Genomic DNA, 21,644 nt, shown 5'->3' on the forward strand with positions numbered 1-21,644 from the left:
AAATGATTAAGATTTCAAGAAAACAATATGCCTCTATGTATGGACCAACCACAGGTGATAAAGTGCGCTTAGGCGATACAAACTTATTTGCAGAAATTGAAAAAGATTATACCCTTTATGGTGAAGAGATTAAATTTGGCGGAGGAAAAACTATCCGCGATGGTATGGCTCAAAGTGCAAGCACTTATACAAATGAGCTTGATGCAGTCATCACAAATGCAATGATTATTGATTATACAGGGATTTACAAAGCTGATATTGGCATTAAGGGTGGAAAAATCGTAGGCATTGGTAAAGCGGGAAATCCAGACACGCAAGATGGTGTAAATGAGGCAATGGTTGTAGGTGCTGCAACAGAAGTTATAGCAGGAGAAGGACAAATTATTACAGCGGGTGGAATTGATACACATATTCACTTTATCTCTCCTACACAAATCCCAACTGCACTTTATAGCGGTGTAACAACGATGATTGGTGGAGGCACAGGACCTGCGGCAGGCACAAACGCTACTACCTGCACACCCGGAAAATGGAATATGCACCAAATGTTGCGTGCTGCTGAAAGCTATGCTATGAATCTAGGATTTTTTGGCAAAGGCAATAGCTCTAATGAAGAAGGATTAGAAGAGCAAATTAAAGCTGGAGCATTGGGATTAAAGGTTCACGAAGATTGGGGTTCTACTCCTGCTGCGATTAACCACGCTCTCAATGTTGCCCAAAAATATGATGTGCAAGTAGCTATTCACACAGATACACTCAATGAAGCAGGCTGTGTTGAAGACACAATGAAAGCAATTGATGGCAGAACTATCCATACATTCCATACAGAAGGTGCTGGTGGAGGACACGCTCCAGATATTATTAAAGCTGCAGGAGAACCAAATATTCTCCCTGCTTCTACAAATCCCACTATTCCATTTACAAAAAATACAGCTGATGAGCATTTGGATATGCTTATGGTATGTCATCACTTAGATAAAAAAATTAAAGAAGATGTGGCTTTTGCTGATAGCAGAATCCGCCCAGAAACCATCGCCGCAGAAGATACGCTTCACGATATGGGGATTTTCTCAATCACAAGCTCAGATTCTCAAGCTATGGGGAGAGTGGGTGAAGTCATCACAAGGACTTGGCAAACTGCCGATAAGTGCAAAAATGAATTTGGAGCCTTAAAAGAAGAATGCGGCGAAAATGATAACTTTAGAATCAAAAGATATATTTCAAAATACACTATCAATCCAGCTATTGCTCACGGGATTTCAGAATATGTAGGTTCTGTTGAAGTGGGTAAATTTGCTGATTTAGTTCTTTGGAAACCAAGTATGTTTGGCATAAAGCCAGAGATGATACTCAAAAATGGAATGATTGTAGCAGCAAAAATAGGGGATTCTAATGCTTCTATTCCTACTCCTGAACCTGTCGTATATGCCCCAATGTTTGGCAGCTATGGCAAAGCAAAGTATAATTGTGCGATTACTTTTGTCTCAAAAATTGCCTATGATTGTCATATCAAAGAGGAACTTGGGCTTGAAAGAATACTTTTGCCTGTAAAAAATTGTCGCAATATTACAAAAAAGGATATGAAATTTAATGATGTCATCACACCCATTGAAGTAAATCCAGAAACTTATGAAGTAAGAGTAAATAATACAAAAATTACTTCTAAGCCTGTTGAAAAGGTATCTTTAGGGCAACTTTATTGTTTATTTTAAGGAGAAAATATGCTAGGAATTGTATTAATGTATGTAGCTATTGTTTTAATTAATAATGGCATTTGCCGCCTCACTCATATTGATGGAAAAAGTGCTTCAATAATGAATATCTTTGTAGGATTGCTCTCTGTGCTTGTAAATCTTATTGTCATTGTGCACGGAAGCATTAACAGCGAGTATAATGACTTTTATGCAGCTGCAACAGGATTACTTTTTGGCTTTACCTATCTTTTTATAGCGTGCAATAATTTATTTAATCTTGATATAAGAGCCTATGGGTGGTATAGTTTATTTGTTGCCATCAATGCTATTCCTGCAGCCTATTTGAGCTATCTTGAAAACACACAAGAAGGTATGGCATTTGCTCTTATATGGATTGCTTGGGGCATTTTATGGCTTACAGGCTGGATTGAAAGTATTTTAAAAATTGAACTCAAATTTGTGCCTTATTTAGCCATTGCCGAGGGAATCCTCACCGCGTGGATTCCAGCGTGGCTTATCCTTATGGGATATTGGCATTAATGCGAGTAGAACACATTATTGGTAATATCAAAGACATAGATGCGACGCATTTAGACATTGATGAAGTGCAAATAGCTTGGTATGACACAAAGAAAAAAATTGCGCGTTTGAACTCACAAAATGGACAAGTTATAGCAATGAAGCTTGCCCAAGCACCAAAATATGGTTTAAATAATGGAGATATTCTTTTTCTAGATGAACACAAAATAATTATTATCTCTATTTTACCCACTTGGGTGCTTTGTATGAAGCCGACACATTGGCATACTATGGCAAGATTATGTTATGAGATTGGAAATTTACATATACCACTCTTTTACAATAAAGACACAATGGAACTTCAAGCGCCATTTGAACAACCACTGCAAAGAATCCTTGAAAAGCAATCTATCGCATTTGAAAAAAAATGGTGTGTGCTAGATTCAAAAGATAGAATTAATATTACCTACCCTATTGCAAGTGAGCCAAAACTTACTCAAAGCCCACATTTTTCTATCAAAATTACCCAAAAAGGATTAAATTGAATTTTTTACTTTTACAAATCAATGATGCGCTTTTTCCCATAGGCAATTATACACATTCTTTTGGGCTAGAAAGCTATGTGCAATTAGGCAAGATAAAAAACAAATATGAGGCTAGAGATTATCTTAAAGCTTATTTACATACTCAAGTTTTATACACGGATTTATTAGCAATAAAACTTATTATAGAATCTCATTGCTTAGAGGAAATCCTTGAAATAGAATCTATTATTGCAGCAGCAAGTGTGGCAAGACAAATCCGAAGTGCAATACAAAAGCTTGGAGCGCGATTTATAAAAACTATTGATGCTATGAAATTAAAAGAAAGTGCTTTGTTTCAATCATATACACAAGCAAGTGTGCATCACATTTATGCTGTTGCTTATGGTGTATTTTGCACCTCGTATCAGCTTAATGATGAAGAATGTATAAAGCAGTATTTATATGCTCAAGCCTCTCATACTCTCACTAATTGTGTGAAACTTATCCCGCTCGCTCAAAGCGATGGGCAAGAGATTTTAGCTTCTTTACACGAGGAGCTTCATATTTTATATCAAGAGCTTAAAAATCTTACAAAGCAAGATTTATGCAATAACGCTATTGCTAGCGAGATTAAAGCAATGCAACATCAATATTTACCCACAAGATTATATATGTCATAAAGGAGAAAAAATGGTAAAAATAGGTATATGCGGACCAGTAGGAAGTGGCAAAACTGCCCTTATAGAATCTCTTACACGCAAGATGAATGAGCAATACTCTCTTGCTGTCATCACTAATGATATTTATACACAAGAAGATGCGGAGTTTATGAGTAAAAATTCCGTGCTACCAAGTGAGCGAATCATAGGAGTGGAAACGGGTGGTTGCCCTCATACAGCAATCAGAGAAGATGCTTCTATGAATCTTGAAGCAGTGGAAGAAATGCAAGAGAGATTTCCAGACATTGAGATTCTCTTTATAGAAAGCGGTGGCGATAATCTCTCTGCCACATTTAGCCCAGAATTAGCGGATTTTACAATTTTTGTTATTGATGTGGCACAAGGGGATAAAATCCCACGAAAAGGCGGACCGGGCATTATGCGTTCAGATTTACTCATTATCAATAAAATTGATTTAGCTCCTTATGTGGGTGCAAATTTAAGCATAATGGAAAGAGATGCCAAAAAAATGCGTGAAGATAAGCCATTTTTATTTACAAATATTCGTGCTAAAGAGGGAATTGATGCCGTGGTGGAATGGATAAAAAAATATGCACTTTTGGAAGATATATGAGTAGCTTTGCACAAAAGAGTATCTTAAAACTCAAAACAAAAAGAGGTTTAAATGGCAAAAATATCATTGAGGAGATGTTTTTTACACCTCCCTTAAAGATAATAAGCCCACTAGAAGATGAGGATATAGCCGAAATTATGCTTATATCAGTTTCAGCTGGGCTACTTAAAGATGATTGCCAAGATATTCAAATACACATTGGCAAAGAAAGTAAAATTCGTCTCATCTCGCAAAGTTATGAAAAAATACACGATACACAAGATGGCTACGCAAGCAAGCATACTCAAATTACAATAGAAGAAAATGCCTTTTTAGATTATGCACCCCTGCCTATATTACCCTTTAAAGATTCTTCATTCAAAAATACTACTGATATTTATCTTAGCAAAAATGCTAGACTTCATTACAGCGAGATAATATGCGCAGGTAGAGTAGCTATGGGAGAAATATTTGATTTTTCAGAATTAACCTCAAGACTTCGCATATATAAAGAAAATCATTTAGTATTTTTTGAAAATATGAATCTTAAACCCGCACAAATACCTATGCAAAATATTTGCCTCTTTGATAAATATACTCACGCTTTGAGTATGGTAATATTTGATGACTTAATAGAGGTTCAAGCCTTAGAGCAAAAAATCAAAAACAGCTCCTTAAATGTTGGCATAAGCACAAATAATGGAGGTATTATCATTAAAGCATTAGATAATCAAAGCGAAAGATTGCTCCAATTCAAAAAAGACTTAGCCCTATAATCTTAGGTTATATCACATAATTTTCCATCTTCTATCACCTTGAGATTCCCACATAATTTTTGAGCTATATATTTATCGTGTGTGATAAGCAAAATTGCGCTTTTGTGTTGTTTTTGCCAAGCTTTAAGAAATGTAATAACCTCCAAACACAGCTCATAATCAAGCCCTGAAGTGCTCTCATCAAGGATAAGAAGTTTTGGATTAACAAGCAAAGCACGCATAAGGCAGATTCTTTGTGCTTCACCTCCTGAAATCATTGCCACATTTTTTTCTAAAATCTCCCTTTGCAGCCCTAATGTTTCAAGCAAAGATTCAATATCTTTCAAACTATCCTTATATGTTCCACCACGCAAATATATGAGTGGCTCAATGAGATTCTCAAAACAATTCAAGCGTGGATTTAATGAACCTATGGCATCTTGAAAGAGAATCTGCACCTGTGCATAAAATAAACGTCTTGCACGAAGTGAATGGAGCCTAAGTGGTTGATTATCAAAATATACTTTGCCTACTTGCCCTAATTCATCACGCGTTGGATTTAGCAATCCACAAGCAATTTGTGCCAATGTGCTTTTACCACAACCACTTGCCCCCATTATCGCAAGACTTTCTCCCATACAAATATGCAAAGAGATATGCTTGAGCACTGATTTTTGCATTGTGTGAAAGAATCTATATGATTTATATTGATAAGATACATTACAAAGCTTTAGCATAGCACATTTTCCTTTGGCAAATTGCTCTCACATATATGTTTTAAATGCTTTATAGTCGTGCTCTTAGGGCTATAAGAATAAAAATCCTTGCAAAGAGAAACTTCTTCTATAATCTTGCCTTTATCCATTACATACACATATTGAGCCATATATGCAACCACTCTTAAATCGTGTGTGATAAGCAAAATACCAAGTCCGCGCTGTTGTTGTAATTCACGTAGAGTTTTGAGAATTTCAAATGCTATATCTTTATCCAAATCGCTACTTGGCTCATCAGCGATGAGAAATGGAGCTTGAGTGAGCAATGCTAGGGCTATCATTACGCGTTGTAACATACCTCCGCTTAATTCAAATGGATACATATCAAGCACTTGTTTATCTAATCCAGATTCTTGCAGGCATTGCACAATAAAAGGTTGATTGTAAGGTTTATGAAGAGATTTAAGCGTTTCTTTAAAATGATGAGCAATATTTAAAAGTGGATTAAAACAAGTGCGTGGATTTTGCATAATACAAGAAAAAGCGAGGGAGCGATAAAATGCGGGATTAATCACTTTATCATCAAGCATAATCTTGCCACTTGTTTGGCTAAGGTTAGAAGCAAGGAATCCCTGTAAAGCAAGAGCGCTTATAGATTTCCCACTTCCGCTTTTGCCCAGTAATGCCACGCATTCGCCGCGTTTAATGGACAAATTAAGATGAGAGACAAGATTATTAGAAGCCATAGAAATACTTAAATCGTGGATTTGCAAAATCTGTGCTTGAGCAAGAGACTGAATGTTAGAATCAAGATGTATTTTAGTATCTTTTATATTTTTAGATTCTTTGCTTGATTGGTCATTAAGTGTATGCTGCACACCAAAATAATCTCTTAATGCTTCTCCTAATAAATTACATAAGCCTACACTGATAAAAAGTGCTACGCCCGGATAAATAATAAGTGAGGGATAATCCCACATATAATCTTTAGCTTCGCTCAACATAATGCCCCATTCAGGTGTAGGTGGCTGCACACCAAGTCCTAGAAATGATAAACCAGCAATATGAAGCATAATATGCCCTAAATCCATACTTGCAAGCACTATACATTGACAAAGAATAGGTGACAGAATATGTCGCTTAAATCTCTGCCATCCACTTGCACCAAAGGTATAGGAGAGTAAGACATATTCTTTATTTTTGAGACTAAATACAACGCTACGCACAATTCTTGCATACCAAGCCCAATGTGTGAGCACAATGGCAATCATCACATTCTCCAATCCAGCTCCTAAAATACCTACTAAAAATAATGAAAGAGCAATAGTTGGCATACTCAAAAATACATCGCATACGCGCATAAATATATTATCAACTCGCCCACCGATAAAACCACATATCCCACCTATACTTACACCCAAAAGCACAATCCAACCTAAAATGATAAATGCACAACCAAGCGAAAGTCTCGCTCCATATAAAAGTCGAGAAAATATATCTCTTCCTAAATAATCTGTGCCAAGCCAATGGTGCATACTTATAGGTGAAAGCCGATGTTCCAAATCCTGCATATCTGGGGCATATGAAGTAAGAAATGGGGCAAAAAGTGCTAAAAATACGATAATCCCCACACCCACAAATGCACTTTTGCCCCACCAACTCATTTTTATATTATTGCTCATACACCGCCTTCTTTTTGGATAGATTCAAAACTTTGCATCTTCTCTTTTGATACACTTTGTATGTCTTCCATTTGCTTGCGTATGCGTGGGTCAAGCAATCCATAGAGAATATCTACCATACCATTGCATAGCACAAAACAAAAGCTCAACACAACAATAAAACATTGAATCACAGGATAATCGTGGTTTGCAATCCCTTGGATACTATAAAGTCCTATGCCCGGCAATGCAAATACACTCTCTATCACAAGCGCACCGCCAATGAGCTCGCCAATGTGCATACCCATTGCTGTAAGAATAGGAAGAAAAGCATTATAAAAAATATGCTTGATATGAAGTCTCCACCCATTAACACCACGCATTTTTGCATAAATAATATGCCTCTCTTTTTGCATTTCAAGCATATTTGCTCGGATAAGTCGCGCATTAATACATATAGACATCAAAGCAATGCTTATACTTGGTAAAATAAAGCTCTGTGCACCCTCCATACCAACTGCAGGCAACCAGCCAAGATATACGCTAAAAAATAAAATAAGCAAAAATGCAAGCCAAAAATTTGGCATACTCACACCCACAAAACAAAAAAATCTAATAAAAAAATCAGGCAATTTATTGTGGTAATATACACTTACAACCCCAAGCGGCACAGAACACAAAAAAGTCAATCCAAAACCACAAGCAACAAGTATCAAAGTATTAGGCAAAAAGTATAAAAAATCCGTGCTTACACTTCGTCCATTCATATAAGAAATACCAAAATCAAGTTTTAACGCATTACACAGCCAAGTAACATATTGCTCTAAGAGTGGCTTATCAAGTCCAAAGTTATGAGTAATCTCTTCAATAAGTTCAGGAGTAGCAGGAAGACCAGAATGAATGATATATGCCATTACAGGGTCGCTCCCACCTAATCTCAATAAACAAAATACTCCAAAAGAAGCTATCAGGATAATTGGCACAAGCCATAAGATTCTATATAAAATAATACGTTTCATACCTTACCTTTTTACTCATACATTTCCCAAAATGGCACTTCATACCCTACCACACCCATTTTAATGCCCTTAATCTTTTTATGAGCAATTACTTTATTTCTTTGATAAGTGAGCGGGATATACACACCGCTCTCTTGTAATAAAGCTATTACCTCACTCAATGCGCTATAAAATACTTTAGAATGAGGATTAAGAGCAATGATCTCTCTAATAAGCTTATCAATATGAGGTTTTTGGCTCAAACCAGCTTGAGCAACAAAATCAATATGGCTAGGAATCAGCATAGAATATAATATACTCAAAGGTTCATAAGGGGCACCCCAAGTCTCGCTAAATGCAATATCAAATGCTCCCTTAAGCAAACGATTGCGATAAATTGTAGGCTCACTCGCACTTAAACGCGCCTTGATACCAATGGCTTTAAATTCACTTTGTAAAATTTCTGCTATCATCTTATGGGCTGGATTATCCCCACTAAAGAGTATTTCTACACCCCTATCACGCAGTAAGGCAGCTTGGGAATCTTGCAATAACAATACAATAGCATTTTGAGCCTCTTTAGGTTTATATGGGAGTATTTTTAAAATATCATATGAGCTAAGTGAATGAAAAATGTTAGGTGCAAAAAGTGTATCTGCTTTCTCTTGTAAGCCCCCATAGACTGCTTGAGTAATTTTTGTTTTATCAATGCCAAGCGCGATAGCTTTGCGCAGATTCTGTGAAAATTTCTCATTGCTCAAGGTAAGAATAGGTGAAGCAGAATTTATTACAAGAATCGTGCTATAAATAGGTGGGCTAAGATAAGTATTAAAATGTTTATCATTTTGCATATTTTTAAATATTTCTAGTGGAATCTGATCATATCCATAAATCATATCTATTTGTTTTGATTTAAGTGCTGCAAGTTTAGCATTAGGGTCAAAAATTACCTTTAAAATAATTTCATCATAATAAATCCCATTATAAGCATCTTGATTCCAATAATGCGGATTCTTGAGCAATGTATCACTCACACCGAGTTTAGATTTACCCAACATATATGCTCCTGTGCCAATAGGCTTTGGATTGTGTTGAAGTAAATCTAAATCCTTTGGCATTGCACTTGGAGCTAAGAATCTAAAAGGACGCACCACAGAGAGCTCATTAAGCGTTGGGCTATAAGGGTGCTTGAGAAGAAGGCGCACTTTATATTCGCTCACTTTTTGCATATCTTTAATCGCCATAGCTAAACCACTCCACGAATGCCTTGCTCTATTTTTAAGAATAGATTGAAAGTTAAGCACTACCGCATCGGCATTAAATGCTTCACCATTTGAAAACTTTACCCCCTTACGTAACACAAATTCATAACTTAAACCATCTTGACTTGTATTCCACGAAAGCGCTAAACTTGGAACAATTTTCCCCTGTTTATCCACACGCACTAAGCCCTCATAAATAGCATTTTGCGCAAACATTGCATTGCCTTGATAACCTTGTGGATTAAGTGCTCCTATATTTTCAGACACTGCCATAATCAGTGTATTTTTTCCCCACAATACACCCATACAAATAAAAACTATCACGATTGCACGCACATTTTCTCCTTCCTAAATGCCTTATATTCTTAATGAATATCAAAAATATATATTATATCATATTATTTACATAAAAAAATAAATTAAGTAATATTTAATTTATCCTATGTCATAATAACATAAAATATTAAAGAGTAATAATGATGTTTAAAACACTTTGTAATCTGACACTCTGTGTGAGCTTTGGATATTCTATGCAATCCTATACTCTCAATAAATCAATTATCACAGGTAATGCACTTGCTACTGATGTAGAAAAGATTCCGGGTAATGTAAGTGTGATAGATAACAAACAAATTCAACATATGCCAAATGCTAAAATAACCGATACAATTAAAAAAATAGCTGGTGTGCGCGTAGATAATGATGTAGGATTTAATCCACGTCCAAAAATTAAGATTCGCGGCATCAATTATGGAACACTCCTTATGCTTGATGGCGTGATTCTAAGCGATTTAGAAGGTGAAAATAGAATCTTAAATCAAATTTCACTTTATGATATAGAACGCGTAGAAGTAGCTCGTGGAGCATTCTCTAGCCTCTATGGTGCAGGTGCGATTGGTGGCGTAGTCAATTTTATTACTTCTATGCCTACACAATTTCAATCTCAATTTCTTATAAGCTATGGAAATGAGTTTATAAATAACACTGCCGATAAGAATCTAATTCGCGCATTTGCAAGTGTAGGCGATGTATTTATAGATAAAAGATTAAGACTAAAGCTAAGTGCAGGATATACACATAGTAATGGGTATTCTAGCTTCCCTACCATACTTCCAAGCTCTGAAACCAACACAAGCAATATCAATAATATAGTCATTGACAAAGCAGGAAATCGTATTATCGGCGATGGTGGAAAGCGCAACTACACTATTTACGATATCCGTTTAAAGGCAGAATATGACATAAGCGATTCTGATATACTCTCAAGTATGATTAGCTTTTCTAATCACAACTACACTTTTGGACACTTCAAAAGTTATATAAGCGATAAAAATACAGGAGAAAGCATCAATCTTGTCAATGGCAAAGATTATTTTGTAGGTTCTGGGCTTGGTGGTATGGGGACTTATTCACACTTATTAGGAAATCTTACCTATCAACACGATTTTGAAGAATCTTATTTTAAAATCTCTTTTTCAACAATGAATCTATTTAGTCTTTGGCAAGATGCAAAGCAAGGTGAGGGTGATAGATATGGTGGAGCAGGAAGCACACAAGATATAGATTCTACAAGTAATTATCTTGATATGCTCTATCGTGTCAATTTAAATGCTATACATTCTTTAAACACAGCAATGCAGTTTCGTTATTACACATTTACACAGCTTAATGCCAATATGACAAATTGGAAAGACTACAAAAGCCGCACTGACGTCTATCGTAGTTATGGAGGAAAAGCCTTTGTAACTTCTGCGTATCTAAGCGTAGATTCAGAGTGGCTACCTAATCTTTCTTCCACTCTTGGAATGCGCTATGATTATTGGAAAAATTTTAATGGCTATCTCTTGGATAATAATAATCCTACCACAAATCGCAATAATCAAGGAGCAATCGCCTCTGTTTTGAGCCCCAAAGCTTCCATTAACTACGCTCCAAATTTTTTACAAGGCATAATGCTTAAAAGCTCAATTGGCTCTGGCTTTAGAATGCCAACTATGCGTGATATGTATCAATTCACACATTCTAATACATATTGGGAGATTAACCCTGATTTAAAGCAAGAGAGTGCATTGAGCTTTGATATTGGTATGGAATATCAACATAAGGGATTTGAGGGAAAAATATATTATTATGATACAGAACTATGGGATATGATATATCGTTCTGGCACAGGCAAACAAGATAAACCTTATCAAAATGTCAATGCTGGACGAGGACGCATTCACGGCATAGAAATAAGCGCACAAGTGCCCATTTTTAGAGATTTGTATATAGAAAGTAATTATACCCTTACTCTTGCTACGATTCTTAAAAATAATGCAAAAAAAGATACAGAGGGCAAGCAACTTGCAGCAACACCCAAACATATAACTAATCTAGCACTTAATTACTTCCCACAATATGGATTATATGCTTCAATTTGGGCGTATTATGCACCTGCATTCTATGCTGATGACCTCAATACTCCAGCTTTAAGCAATACCTATGGCAATTATGAATCTCAATTTACTCTTAATGCCAAATGTGGTTATAACTTTAAAAATGGCATTGATTTATCTGCAAGTTTTATGAATATCACAAATAATCGCTTCTATGATTTTTACCAAGTAGCTGGAGCAAATTATTCCTTGCAGTTGCGATATAAATTATAATTTCAAAGAAGTATTTTAGCGACCTAAAGATATAATCTCTCTTTAATTTGAAGGAGAGATTATATGCAAAAGCCACGAATAGTTCTTAAAATTGGCTCTTCAAACCTTTGTAATGGCAAAATCATTGACAAAACCCAAATTAAAGCATTAGCACAAATTATCAGTGAGCTCAAGATGCGTTTTGATGTGATTCTTGTCAGTTCCGGAGCAGTAGCAAGCGGTCATACTACGCTGCACATAGATAGAAATACTTTGCAAAACAAACAAGCCCTAGCAAGTATCGGTCAGCCTTTGCTAATGGAATCTTATCGTGAGGCATTAAAAGATTATGCAATTCCTGCTGCACAATTGCTCCTTGTGTGGCGTGATTTCGATTCTCGCAAAAATACAACTTTTGCAAAGGATACGATTGATACACTTCTAGCACACAATGCACTCCCTATTATTAATGAAAATGATACTATTGCCACAGATGAAATGGTTTTTGGCGACAATGATAGGCTTGGTGCTTATGTAACATATTATTTTGGTGCGAAACTCCTTATTATTTTAAGCGATATTGATGGCTATTTTGACAAAAATCCTCATCAATATGATGATGCACAAATCCTCCCTATAGTGCATTCTATTCCTTCTCAAGCATTAGAACAAACTCATAGCCCACACGGAGATTTTGCCACAGGAGGGATTGTTACCAAACTTATAGCAGCAGATTTTTTACTTCAACGCAAATGTATGATGTTTTTAAGCCACGGACGCAAACTTGATGTATTAAGAGATTTTCTTCTACATAATAAACAGAGTTCGGGCACACTTTTTTGCCCTGCAGATTCTCAAGGTATAAAGACGCTTATATGAAACTGATTCTCGCTGGAACACCTGCATTTGCATCGGCAATATTTACACCCATAATAAAAAGCAAAATATTTGATATTCTTGCTCTTATCTGTCAGCCTGATAAGCCATTTGGTCGCAAAAAAGAGCCCAAAGCCCCGCACACAAAAGAGAATTTTGCTTCAATGGGAATTGACATTTTACAACCCAATAAAATTGATGAAATATTTATTGCTCATATTCAAGCATTGCAACCTGATGTGATACTTGTAGTAGCGTATGGGAAGATTTTACCTAAAGCTTTTTTAGAGATTGCACCTTGTATTAATATTCACGCTTCAATTTTGCCTCTATGGCGCGGTGCAAGCCCTATTCAGCAGATGATACTTACTCAACCCCTATATTTTGGAGTAAGTGCTATAAAAATGAATGAAGAGCTTGATAAAGGAGCAATTTTGGGGCTACATTATGTGCCAAACACACAACAAAATATCACTCAACTCTCCGCTCAACTAAGTTGTGTGGGGGCAAAACTTGCATTGTATGTTCTCACACATTTCAAAGAAATTGAACCCTTAAATCAAATTAATGCAGATGCGAGTTATTGCACTAAAATTAAAAAATCTGATGGGTATGTGCAACTAGATGCGGCACTTAATGTATATTGTGCATATTTAGCATATTGCGAATGGCCCCATATTTTTATTAAAAGTATAAAAGGTTACACTCTCAAACTCTTTGATGTTGCTCTCATAGAATCTAGTGATTTACATAAAATGGGGGAGATTCTAAGCATTGAAACTCAAAGTATTGTTGTAGGTTGTAAGCAGGGAAGTGTGCGCATTGGAACATTGCAACAAGAGGGAAAAGAAAAGCTCAATGCTGCACTTTATTTACGTGGAAAAAGACTTAATGTAGGCGATATATTGTGCTAAAATAAGGTATTATCAATGACTCATAATTCACCACAAGCTTTTTTTACAACTTCTTTTATCGCTTTGCTCCAAGAACATATATACCATTTTGATACATTACCCTCTACCCAAACTTGGGCTGTTGAAAAAATTAAAGCAAAAACGCTTATAGCACCTTTTTGTATCCACGCTAAAAGACAAACACAAGGTATAGGAAGCCGAGGCAACCAATGGGAAAATGTGCCACGAGGGCTTATGTTTTCATTTGCACTACCACTAGTCAGCTTACCGCAAGATTTAAAGATAGAATCAAGTTCCATATTTTTTGGTGTCATTTTACAACAATTTCTTGCTTCACTTGGCTCAAAAGTGTGGCTCAAATATCCTAATGATTTATACATAAATGAGCACAAAATTGGCGGTATTCTTACGCAAAAAATACACGATAGTCTTGTATGCGGTATGGGTATAAACCTTTATCATTCTCCAGATGCTTCAAATAGCCAACACTACGCTACTCTAGAAAAATCTATCAGTGCTAATATAGAACCTTTAAGCTTTTTGAGCAATTTTTTTCAAAGCTTTGAAAAATTTATATCTTGGAAGCAGATTTTTAGTATTTATAAGTTAGAATTTCACAAAAATAACTCTTATTTTTTTCACTTTCAGAATAAACACATTTGTCTGAAAGACACAATACTCAATGAAGATGGCTCTTTGAGTATTGATGGACATAAAATTTATAGCTTACGATAAAGGGGAGACAATGAGTGAAATTATAACCATAGCAAACCAAAAAGGTGGCGTAGGCAAAACAACTACCACTGTGAATCTAGCAGCCTTTTTGGCTTCAGCAAATAAAAGTGTATTAATAATTGACTATGACCCACAGGCAAATGCGACCACAAGTTTTGGTATCCGCCGAAACAAAATAGAATCTGATATGTATCACGTGCTCACAGGCTCAAAAAAACTTTCTCAAATCATACTTAAAACTGATATTCCAAATCTTGATATTGCACCTTCAAATATTGGTTTGGCAGGTATTGAAAAAGAATTTTATAATAAAAACAATATTAAGGGTCGAGAACTCCTTTTAAGTAAAAAAATTGAAGAAATAAAAAACCAATATGATTTTATTGTAATTGATTCTCCACCTGCACTTGGCTCGCTCACAGTCAATGCTCTAGCTGCTGCAGATTCTGTAATTGTGCCAATTCAATGTGAGTTTTTCGCACTTGAGGGTTTAGCTCAACTGCTTAATACGATTAAACTTCTTAAAGATACTATTAACCCAAGATTAAGCATCAAAGGATTTTTGCCTACTATGTATTCAGGACAGCATAACCTCTCAAGACAGGTGTTTGAAGAGCTTGCACAACATTTTAGCAGAGAACTTTTCAAAGACAAAGATGAATTTATTATAGTCCCACGCAGTGTCAAACTTGCCGAATCTCCTAGTTTTGGCAAACCCATTATGCTTTATGATACTCGCTCTAATGGAAGTATAGCTTATGAAAATCTTGCTCGTGTTATTTTGCAAGGAGCATAAGAGAAATGGCTAAAAAAAAGTTGGCAATGGGCAGGGGACTTGGGGCGATACTTTCTGAAACTGCAGAAGCATATGAACAAAACCTTAGTGATAATTCTTCACTTGTATTAGAGCTTGATGTTGATATTATCAAACCTAATCCCTACCAACCACGAAAAACTTTTAACCCACAAGCACTTCAAGAACTTTCAGAATCTATTAAAGAACACGGGTTGCTTCAACCTGTGATTGTATATGATAATGGTGATGGAGATTATGTGCTTATTGCTGGAGAGCGTAGGCTCCGCGCATCTAAACTCGCTGGATTAGACAATATTAAAGCAATTGTGGCAGAAATTGACTTTAAACATATGCGTGAATTAGCCATTATTGAGAATATTCAACGAGAGGATTTAGGAGCAATTGAACTTGCACTTTCCTACCAAGAACTACTTGAAGAATATGATATGACTCACGAAGAACTTTCCAAACGTATCAATAAATCGCGCGCACAAATTACTAATACTTTGCGTTTATTGCAATTAAGCGATGAGATTAAGGATTTGCTTAATGAAAATAAAATTACTCAAGGACACGCAAAAATGCTTGTTACACTTGATAACAGAGAACAAAAGCTTGTAGCTGACTCGATTATTGGACAAAAATTAAATGTGCGTGATACTGAAACATTAATTAAAAAAATTAAAGACAAAAAAGAAACACTTTCTAAGAAAAATATCTTAAAGCATACTCAAACCCTCGATAAAGAGCTTTTGTATGCGCTTCAAAGTATATTTAAGGATATGGGCATCCAAAGCCATATCAGTGCATCTAAAATGAGTATTATCTTTCAAAATGATGCGGAAATTACCACCTTGATAAAAAAAATGTCAAAATAATGTTTGCTTTAAGGTTTAATATATTTTAACTTGTTAAAATATTTTCAAGTTTTATTTTGAATTAAAAGGAGAATAGATGAGTATCACTCTTAATCCATATCTTATGCTACTTGTTTTCATAACTTTTATACTTTTAATCTATCTCCTTAATCAATGGCTTTTTAAGCCTATGCTCGCTTTTATGAATAATCGTGATAGTTCCATAGAACGTGATTTATTAACCACTCAAACTCATAAAGGCGACACCCAACATATTGAAGAAGAAATTGCTCAAATACTTTCTCTTGCCAGAAAAGAAGCAACACAAATTCTAGAATCTGCGACAAAAGAAGCAAAAGCTACATATGAAAGCAAAATTAATGCAAAAAAAGCCGAAAATGAAAGTAAGCTTGCACAATATAAGCAAGAACTACAAGAACAAAAATCTCAGCTTTACACAGAGCTTCTTGAGCAGCTTCCTTTATTTAAAACAATACTCAATACAAAGCTTAAACAAATTTAGGAGGGGATAATGAAAAAAATAGCTTTTTTTGTAATATGTGTGGGTTTTCCTTCTTTAATTTTTGCATCAGCAAGTATTCAAGAAAGTGATTTTATTCAACGTGTCATCAATTTTGTCATATTTGTTGCAATTTTGTGGTATTTTGCATTTGATTCTATCAAGGGTATTTTTGTTAATAGAAGAAATGTTATTTCAGCTCGTTTGCAAGAAGTGCAAGAAAATCTTCATAAAGCAAAACGAGAAAAAGAAACTGCCCAAAAACGTTTAGAGGAGAGCAAAGAGAAAGCAAAAAATATTGTTAATGCTGCAAAGCAAGAGGCATATTTATTAGAACAAAAATACAATGACCAAATTAAAAAGGATATAGAAACTCTCAAATACGCACTCGAATCAAACATTGAATTTGAACGCAGAAAAATTACTCACGAAGCCGTTGATGAGCTATTAAATAAATTGATACAAAGTGATGATGTCCAGCTTAACAAAGAAGATTATGTTAATATCATTACAAAAAGGATTTCATAATGTTCAATATCATCTCAAAAAAATATACTCAAGCCCTTGTAGATTCAGGTAGCAATTTAGATGAAACTCTAAGCATATTAAAAGGATTATCGCTTGCACTTAAAGATAAAAGAAATGCCGATATCATTGCTTCGCCTTTCTTAAGTAAAATACAAAAAGAGCAATTTTTATTGGAATCTGTTGGCAAAGTGGATACGAAACTGCAAAATTTTTTCCGCCTTTTAGCACAATCCGATAGAATATTACTTATTCCATATATCAGTGATGAACTTGAAAGACGTTTGCTTGCGCGCAAAAAAGAATATGCTGCTACACTTACTGCCAAAGAAAGTTTAGACACTAAAACATTAGAGAAAATTCAAGATTCTCTAGCTAAAAAGCTTGGTGTCAAACTTAGCATTAAGCAAAGGTTGAGTGAGGTAGATGGTATTAAGTTGAGTGTTGAGGATTTAGGTATTGAGGTGTCTTTTTCCAAAGAGCGCTTTAGTAATGATTTAAAGCATCATATCCTCAAAGCACTTTAATTTTAACATAAGGAGAGAAAAGTGACAACAAAAATCAAATCAGAAGAAATTAGCTCAATTATCAAAGAGAGAATTGAGAACTTTAATATCAACATTGACATCAGTGAAACAGGTAAAGTTATTGCTTATGCTGATGGTGTAGCAAAGGTATATGGGCTTAACAATGTTATGTATTATGAGATGGTAGAATTTGATACAGGTGATACAGGCATTGCTTTTAATCTTGAAGAAAGCAGTGTAGGTGTGGTTGTGCTTGGTTCTGGACGCACAATCAAAGAAGGAACTTCTGTTAAGCGTCTCAAAAAACTGATGAAAGTGCCAGTAGGAGATGCAATAGTTGGACGTGTTATTAATACATTAGGGGAACCTATTGACGGAAAAGGGGCAATTGAAGCAAATGAATATCGCTTTGTTGAAGAAAAGGCTCCGGGCATTATGGCACGTAAATCTGTTCACCAACCTCTTCAAACAGGTCTTAAGGCTATTGACGCACTTGTACCAATCGGACGAGGACAAAGAGAACTTATTATAGGTGATAGACAAACAGGTAAAACAACCGTTGCAATAGATACAATTATCAATCAAAAAGGGCAAGATGTTATTTGTATTTATGTTGCTGTAGGACAAAAAGAATCAACTGTTGCTCAAGTTGTGCGCAAACTCGAAGAGCACGGAGCTATGGATTATACAGTTGTAGTTAATGCTCCTGCTTCTTTCTCTGCGGCAATGCAGTTTCTTGCCCCATATACAGGTGTTACAATTGGAGAATATTTTAGAGATAATGCACGACATGCTCTTATCATCTATGATGACTTAAGTAAACACGCTGTGGCATATCGCGAAATGTCTCTTATCCTAAGAAGACCTCCCGGGCGTGAAGCATTTCCCGGTGATGTATTTTATCTCCATTCTCGTCTCCTTGAAAGAGCAGCGAAGCTTAATGATGAGCTTGGTGCAGGTTCTCTTACTGCATTGCCTATTATTGAAACACAAGCTGGAGATGTGGCTGCTTATATTCCAACAAATGTTATTTCAATTACTGATGGACAGATATTTCTTGAAACAGATTTATTTAACTCTGGTATTCGTCCTGCCATTAACGTGGGATTATCTGTATCACGTGTAGGAGGAGCTGCTCAAATTAAAGCTACAAAACAAGTGGCAGGAACTCTACGCCTTGATTTGGCTCAATATAGAGAGCTTCAAGCATTTTCTCAATTTGCATCTGACCTTGATGAATCAAGTCGTAAACAACTTGAACGAGGACAAAGAATGGTGGAAATCCTTAAACAGCCTCCCTACTCTCCTCTTTCAATTGAAAAACAGGTAATCATTATTTATGCTGGAGCAAATGGATACCTTGATAATATTCCAGCCAATAAAGTTATAAAATTTGAATCTGAGCTTTATCCATTCCTTGAAGCAAAATATCCCAAAATTTTTGAAGATATTAGCGTAAAAAAGGCACTTGATAAAGAAACTGAAGCTGAGCTTAGCAAGGCTCTTGAAGAGTTTAAAATTAACTTTGGGGCATAATGAGGAGCTATTATGGGTGGCAACCTTAAAAATATAAAAAGACAAATCAGTAGTACTAAAAATACACAGAAAACAACTAAGGCTATGAAACTTGTCTCTAGCTCTAAGTTAAAAAAAGCTGAAGAACTTGCAAGGCGTTCCAAAGTATATGCCAAACAGTTAAGTGCAGTATTTCACGATGTGGTAGCAAAGATTCGTGTGAGAGGACTTGATAACATTAATAGTCGTTATTTCGCTAAATCTGAAGGTCGTGAAATTAAAAAACTTGATATTATATTTATTACTGCCGATAAAGGCTTGTGTGGTGGATTCAATATTACAACCATTAAGGAAGTATTGCGACTTATGGAAACATATAAGCAACAAGGCATTAAAGTGCGCTTAAGAGGTATTGGCAAAACAGGGATTTCATTTTTTGCATTCAATGATATTGAGGTATTGGATAAAGCCATAGGGTTAAGCGCTGCACCTACTTTTGAAAAAGCGGAAGCGTTCATTGAGAATGTAGTTGAAGATTTCCTTAATGGCGCAACCGATGAAGTGATAATTGTACACAATGGCTTTAAGAATATGATATCGCAAGAATTAGAATCTCAAGCTATTCTACCTCTTACAATCAATATCAAACAAAATGAGCAGCCTTCTGTCCTCAATATTGAACCAGAAGATGAAGAGAATATCATATTAGATGAGCTTGCAAAAAAGTATGTGCAATACAATATGTATTATGCTCTCGTTGATTCTCTAGCTGCTGAACACAGCGCGAGAATCCAAGCTATGGATGCGGCAACAAATAATGCAGGAGATTTGGTTAAAAGCCTCACAATCTCTCTCAATAAAGCTCGGCAAGAGGCAATCACAACAGAACTTGTTGAGATTAATGCTGGTGCTGAAGCGATAAAATAAATTTACAAAGGAGAATAAATGCAAGGTAAAATTACACAAGTAATGGGTCCAGTGGTAGATGTTGAGTTCAGCTCCTATTTGCCAATGATTAATGAGGCTATTGATGTTAATTTTGACATAGAGGGACGAAAAAATAATCTCGTTCTAGAGGTTGCGGCACATCTTGGAGATAATCGTGTAAGAACAATTGCTATGGATATGACAGAAGGGCTTATACGCGGACAAGAAGTTAAAGCGCGTGGTAAACCTATTGAAGTGCCTGTAGGGGAAGCTGTCTTGGGAAGAATTTTTAATGTTACTGGTGATGTAATTGATGGAGGGAAACCTCTTGAAAGTGACCTTAAGTGGCCTATTCACCGAGAAGCTCCAAGCTTTGAGAATCAAAGTACAAGAACAGAAATGTTTGAAACAGGTATTAAAGTCGTTGATCTGATAGCTCCTTATTCTAAAGGTGGAAAAGTTGGATTATTTGGTGGTGCAGGTGTGGGTAAAACGGTTGTTATTATGGAACTCATTCATAATGTTGCCTATAAACATAGTGGTTATTCTGTTTTTGCCGGTGTAGGGGAACGCACAAGAGAAGGAAATGATTTATACCACGAAATGAAAGAAGGGGGGGTATTAGACAAAGTTGCTCTCTGCTATGGGCAAATGAATGAACCACCGGGAGCGAGAAATCGTATTGCCTTTACAGGTTTGACAATGGCGGAATATTTCCGTGATGAAAAAGGACTCGATGTACTTATGTTTATTGATAACATTTTCAGATATGCACAATCTGGTTCTGAAATGTCAGCACTTCTTGGGCGTATTCCTTCAGCAGTGGGTTATCAACCTACTCTTGCAGGTGAAATGGGTAAACTTCAAGAACGTATTACTTCAACCAAAAAAGGTTCAATTACTTCAGTTCAAGCTGTATATGTGCCAGCAGATGACTTAACTGACCCAGCTCCAGCATCTGTATTTGCACACCTTGATGCAACAACAGTGCTTGATAGAAAAATTTCTGAAAAGGGAATCTACCCTGCAGTAGATCCTCTTGGCTCAACATCAAGAATCCTTGACCCTCAAATTGTAGGAGAAGAACATCATAAAGTTGCAACAGGTGTACAACAAGTGCTACAAAAATACAAAGACTTGCAAGATATTATCGCTATTTTAGGTATGGACGAGCTTTCGGAAGAAGATAAACAAGTAGTTGCCCGAGCAAGAAAAATTGAAAGATTCCTTTCTCAGCCTTTCTTTGTTGCAGAAATTTTTACAGGTAGTCCAGGCAAATATGTAACGCTTGAGGAAACACTTGAAGGCTTTAAAGGTATTTTAGAAGGTAAATACGATGATATTCCTGAAAATGCTTTTTATTTGGTAGGCAATATCCAAGAAGCATTAGAAAAAGCTCAAAAGCTTAAAAATGCCTAGGT

General features: G+C 35.8%; 22 protein-coding genes. 18 read left to right on the plus strand and 4 right to left on the minus strand.

Annotated features, from left to right (window positions below):
- Nucleotides 1-2 precede the first annotated feature (2 nt).
- From ureB to LS66_RS04400, 6 genes are read left to right on the plus strand one after another with little or no spacing between them, the layout of a single operon-like run.
- Nucleotides 3-1,712 carry an urease subunit beta gene (gene ureB / locus LS66_RS04375; RefSeq protein ID WP_034365498.1) on the plus strand — a complete coding sequence of 570 codons (1,710 nt, stop codon included), beginning with the start codon at nt 3-5 and terminating at the stop codon, nt 1,710-1,712.
- A gap of 9 nt (nt 1,713-1,721) precedes the next feature.
- Complete coding sequence (locus LS66_RS04380; protein ID WP_011115251.1) at nt 1,722-2,234, plus strand: AmiS/UreI family transporter; 513 nt, start codon at nt 1,722-1,724, stop codon at nt 2,232-2,234.
- Nucleotides 2,234-2,758 carry an urease accessory protein UreE gene (ureE, locus tag LS66_RS04385; RefSeq protein ID WP_034365501.1) on the plus strand — a complete coding sequence of 175 codons (525 nt, stop codon included), beginning with the start codon at nt 2,234-2,236 and terminating at the stop codon, nt 2,756-2,758. Before LS66_RS04380 ends, ureE begins: the two co-directional genes overlap by 1 nt.
- Nucleotides 2,755-3,417 (plus strand): urease accessory protein UreF, encoded by a 663-nt coding sequence (locus tag LS66_RS04390; protein WP_034365504.1) that lies wholly within the window; start codon nt 2,755-2,757, stop codon nt 3,415-3,417. The genes ureE and LS66_RS04390 overlap by 4 nt, the downstream gene beginning before the upstream one ends.
- Before the next feature lie 10 nt (nt 3,418-3,427).
- On the plus strand, nt 3,428-4,030 hold the full coding sequence (gene ureG, locus LS66_RS04395; RefSeq protein ID WP_011115254.1) for an urease accessory protein UreG: 603 nt from the start codon (nt 3,428-3,430) through the stop codon (nt 4,028-4,030).
- Nucleotides 4,027-4,785 carry an urease accessory protein UreD gene (locus LS66_RS04400; RefSeq protein WP_034365506.1) on the plus strand — a complete coding sequence of 253 codons (759 nt, stop codon included), beginning with the start codon at nt 4,027-4,029 and terminating at the stop codon, nt 4,783-4,785. Before ureG ends, LS66_RS04400 begins: the two co-directional genes overlap by 4 nt.
- A gap of 2 nt (nt 4,786-4,787) precedes the next feature.
- On the opposite strand, the gene LS66_RS04405 is transcribed toward LS66_RS04400, so the two are convergent.
- Genes LS66_RS04405 through nikA form a run of 4 tightly spaced genes read right to left on the minus strand, consistent with a single transcriptional unit; the run spans nt 4,788 to nt 9,737 of the window.
- The gene (locus tag LS66_RS04405; RefSeq protein WP_034365508.1) at nt 4,788-5,501 is read right to left on the minus strand and encodes an ATP-binding cassette domain-containing protein; all 714 of its coding nucleotides are present in this window, start codon (nt 5,499-5,501) and stop codon (nt 4,788-4,790) included.
- Complete coding sequence (gene nikC / locus LS66_RS04410; RefSeq protein ID WP_034365510.1) at nt 5,495-7,162, minus strand: nickel ABC transporter permease subunit NikC; 1,668 nt, start codon at nt 7,160-7,162, stop codon at nt 5,495-5,497. The genes LS66_RS04405 and nikC overlap by 7 nt, the downstream gene beginning before the upstream one ends.
- Nucleotides 7,159-8,160, minus strand: coding sequence for an ABC transporter permease subunit (locus tag LS66_RS04415; protein ID WP_052057296.1), 1,002 nt, complete (start codon nt 8,158-8,160; stop codon nt 7,159-7,161). Before LS66_RS04415 ends, nikC begins: the two co-directional genes overlap by 4 nt.
- Nucleotides 8,161-8,171: 11 nt before the next feature.
- On the minus strand, nt 8,172-9,737 hold the full coding sequence (gene nikA / locus LS66_RS04420; protein WP_034365512.1) for a nickel ABC transporter substrate-binding protein: 1,566 nt from the start codon (nt 9,735-9,737) through the stop codon (nt 8,172-8,174).
- A gap of 140 nt (nt 9,738-9,877) precedes the next feature.
- Between nikA and LS66_RS04425 the strand changes: the two genes are divergently transcribed.
- From LS66_RS04425 to atpD, 12 genes are all read left to right on the plus strand, one after another.
- A complete protein-coding gene (locus LS66_RS04425) occupies nt 9,878-12,052 on the plus strand; it encodes a TonB-dependent receptor (protein ID WP_034365515.1) in 2,175 nt (724 codons plus the stop codon).
- A gap of 63 nt (nt 12,053-12,115) precedes the next feature.
- On the plus strand, nt 12,116-12,910 hold the full coding sequence (proB, locus tag LS66_RS04430) for a glutamate 5-kinase (RefSeq protein WP_034365519.1): 795 nt from the start codon (nt 12,116-12,118) through the stop codon (nt 12,908-12,910).
- Nucleotides 12,907-13,821, plus strand: coding sequence for a methionyl-tRNA formyltransferase (locus LS66_RS04435; RefSeq protein WP_034365522.1), 915 nt, complete (start codon nt 12,907-12,909; stop codon nt 13,819-13,821). The genes proB and LS66_RS04435 overlap by 4 nt, the downstream gene beginning before the upstream one ends.
- 15 nt (nt 13,822-13,836) lie before the next feature.
- Nucleotides 13,837-14,556 (plus strand): biotin--[acetyl-CoA-carboxylase] ligase, encoded by a 720-nt coding sequence (locus LS66_RS04440; protein ID WP_052057298.1) that lies wholly within the window; start codon nt 13,837-13,839, stop codon nt 14,554-14,556.
- Nucleotides 14,557-14,566: 10 nt separating this feature from the next.
- Nucleotides 14,567-15,352, plus strand: a complete 786-nt coding sequence (locus LS66_RS04445) for a ParA family protein (RefSeq protein WP_011115264.1) — start codon at nt 14,567-14,569, stop codon at nt 15,350-15,352.
- 5 nt (nt 15,353-15,357) lie between these two features.
- Nucleotides 15,358-16,230, plus strand: coding sequence for a ParB/RepB/Spo0J family partition protein (locus tag LS66_RS04450; protein WP_011115265.1), 873 nt, complete (start codon nt 15,358-15,360; stop codon nt 16,228-16,230).
- A 76-nt stretch (nt 16,231-16,306) separates the two neighbouring features.
- Nucleotides 16,307-16,732 carry a FoF1 ATP synthase subunit B' gene (locus LS66_RS04455; RefSeq protein ID WP_034365525.1) on the plus strand — a complete coding sequence of 142 codons (426 nt, stop codon included), beginning with the start codon at nt 16,307-16,309 and terminating at the stop codon, nt 16,730-16,732.
- Nucleotides 16,733-16,741: 9 nt separating this feature from the next.
- Complete coding sequence (locus LS66_RS04460) at nt 16,742-17,257, plus strand: F0F1 ATP synthase subunit B (RefSeq protein ID WP_034365528.1); 516 nt, start codon at nt 16,742-16,744, stop codon at nt 17,255-17,257.
- Nucleotides 17,257-17,781 carry a F0F1 ATP synthase subunit delta gene (locus LS66_RS04465; RefSeq protein WP_034365531.1) on the plus strand — a complete coding sequence of 175 codons (525 nt, stop codon included), beginning with the start codon at nt 17,257-17,259 and terminating at the stop codon, nt 17,779-17,781. The genes LS66_RS04460 and LS66_RS04465 overlap by 1 nt, the downstream gene beginning before the upstream one ends.
- 21 nt (nt 17,782-17,802) lie before the next feature.
- Nucleotides 17,803-19,317 (plus strand): F0F1 ATP synthase subunit alpha, encoded by a 1,515-nt coding sequence (gene atpA, locus LS66_RS04470; protein WP_034365533.1) that lies wholly within the window; start codon nt 17,803-17,805, stop codon nt 19,315-19,317.
- A 12-nt stretch (nt 19,318-19,329) separates the two neighbouring features.
- Nucleotides 19,330-20,223, plus strand: coding sequence for an ATP synthase F1 subunit gamma (gene atpG / locus LS66_RS04475; protein WP_011115270.1), 894 nt, complete (start codon nt 19,330-19,332; stop codon nt 20,221-20,223).
- An 18-nt stretch (nt 20,224-20,241) separates the two neighbouring features.
- On the plus strand, nt 20,242-21,642 hold the full coding sequence (atpD, locus tag LS66_RS04480) for a F0F1 ATP synthase subunit beta (protein ID WP_011115271.1): 1,401 nt from the start codon (nt 20,242-20,244) through the stop codon (nt 21,640-21,642).
- Nucleotides 21,643-21,644: the final 2 nt, after the last annotated feature.

It is taken from the genome of Helicobacter sp. MIT 03-1614 (assembly GCF_000762925.2).
In the GTDB taxonomy this organism is placed as follows: domain Bacteria; phylum Campylobacterota; class Campylobacteria; order Campylobacterales; family Helicobacteraceae; genus Helicobacter_C; species Helicobacter_C hepaticus.

What these genes read in the sequence shown, in the direction of transcription:
- ureB (WP_034365498.1), top strand. Translation starts at nt 3, where the DNA reads ATGATTAAGATTTCAAGAAAACAATATGCCTCTATGTATGGACCAACC.
- LS66_RS04380 (WP_011115251.1), top strand. Translation starts at nt 1,722, where the DNA reads ATGCTAGGAATTGTATTAATGTATGTAGCTATTGTTTTAATTAATAAT.
- ureE (WP_034365501.1), top strand. Translation starts at nt 2,234, where the DNA reads ATGCGAGTAGAACACATTATTGGTAATATCAAAGACATAGATGCGACG.
- ureG (WP_011115254.1), top strand. Translation starts at nt 3,428, where the DNA reads ATGGTAAAAATAGGTATATGCGGACCAGTAGGAAGTGGCAAAACTGCC.
- LS66_RS04400 (WP_034365506.1), top strand. Translation starts at nt 4,027, where the DNA reads ATGAGTAGCTTTGCACAAAAGAGTATCTTAAAACTCAAAACAAAAAGA.
- LS66_RS04405 (WP_034365508.1), bottom strand. Translation starts at nt 5,501, where the DNA reads ATGCTAAAGCTTTGTAATGTATCTTATCAATATAAATCATATAGATTC.
- nikC (WP_034365510.1), bottom strand. Translation starts at nt 7,162, where the DNA reads ATGAGCAATAATATAAAAATGAGTTGGTGGGGCAAAAGTGCATTTGTG.
- LS66_RS04415 (WP_052057296.1), bottom strand. Translation starts at nt 8,160, where the DNA reads ATGAAACGTATTATTTTATATAGAATCTTATGGCTTGTGCCAATTATC.
- LS66_RS04425 (WP_034365515.1), top strand. Translation starts at nt 9,878, where the DNA reads ATGATGTTTAAAACACTTTGTAATCTGACACTCTGTGTGAGCTTTGGA.
- proB (WP_034365519.1), top strand. Translation starts at nt 12,116, where the DNA reads ATGCAAAAGCCACGAATAGTTCTTAAAATTGGCTCTTCAAACCTTTGT.
- LS66_RS04435 (WP_034365522.1), top strand. Translation starts at nt 12,907, where the DNA reads ATGAAACTGATTCTCGCTGGAACACCTGCATTTGCATCGGCAATATTT.
- LS66_RS04440 (WP_052057298.1), top strand. Translation starts at nt 13,837, where the DNA reads ATGACTCATAATTCACCACAAGCTTTTTTTACAACTTCTTTTATCGCT.
- LS66_RS04445 (WP_011115264.1), top strand. Translation starts at nt 14,567, where the DNA reads ATGAGTGAAATTATAACCATAGCAAACCAAAAAGGTGGCGTAGGCAAA.
- LS66_RS04450 (WP_011115265.1), top strand. Translation starts at nt 15,358, where the DNA reads ATGGCTAAAAAAAAGTTGGCAATGGGCAGGGGACTTGGGGCGATACTT.
- LS66_RS04455 (WP_034365525.1), top strand. Translation starts at nt 16,307, where the DNA reads ATGAGTATCACTCTTAATCCATATCTTATGCTACTTGTTTTCATAACT.
- LS66_RS04460 (WP_034365528.1), top strand. Translation starts at nt 16,742, where the DNA reads ATGAAAAAAATAGCTTTTTTTGTAATATGTGTGGGTTTTCCTTCTTTA.
- LS66_RS04465 (WP_034365531.1), top strand. Translation starts at nt 17,257, where the DNA reads ATGTTCAATATCATCTCAAAAAAATATACTCAAGCCCTTGTAGATTCA.
- atpG (WP_011115270.1), top strand. Translation starts at nt 19,330, where the DNA reads ATGGGTGGCAACCTTAAAAATATAAAAAGACAAATCAGTAGTACTAAA.
- atpD (WP_011115271.1), top strand. Translation starts at nt 20,242, where the DNA reads ATGCAAGGTAAAATTACACAAGTAATGGGTCCAGTGGTAGATGTTGAG.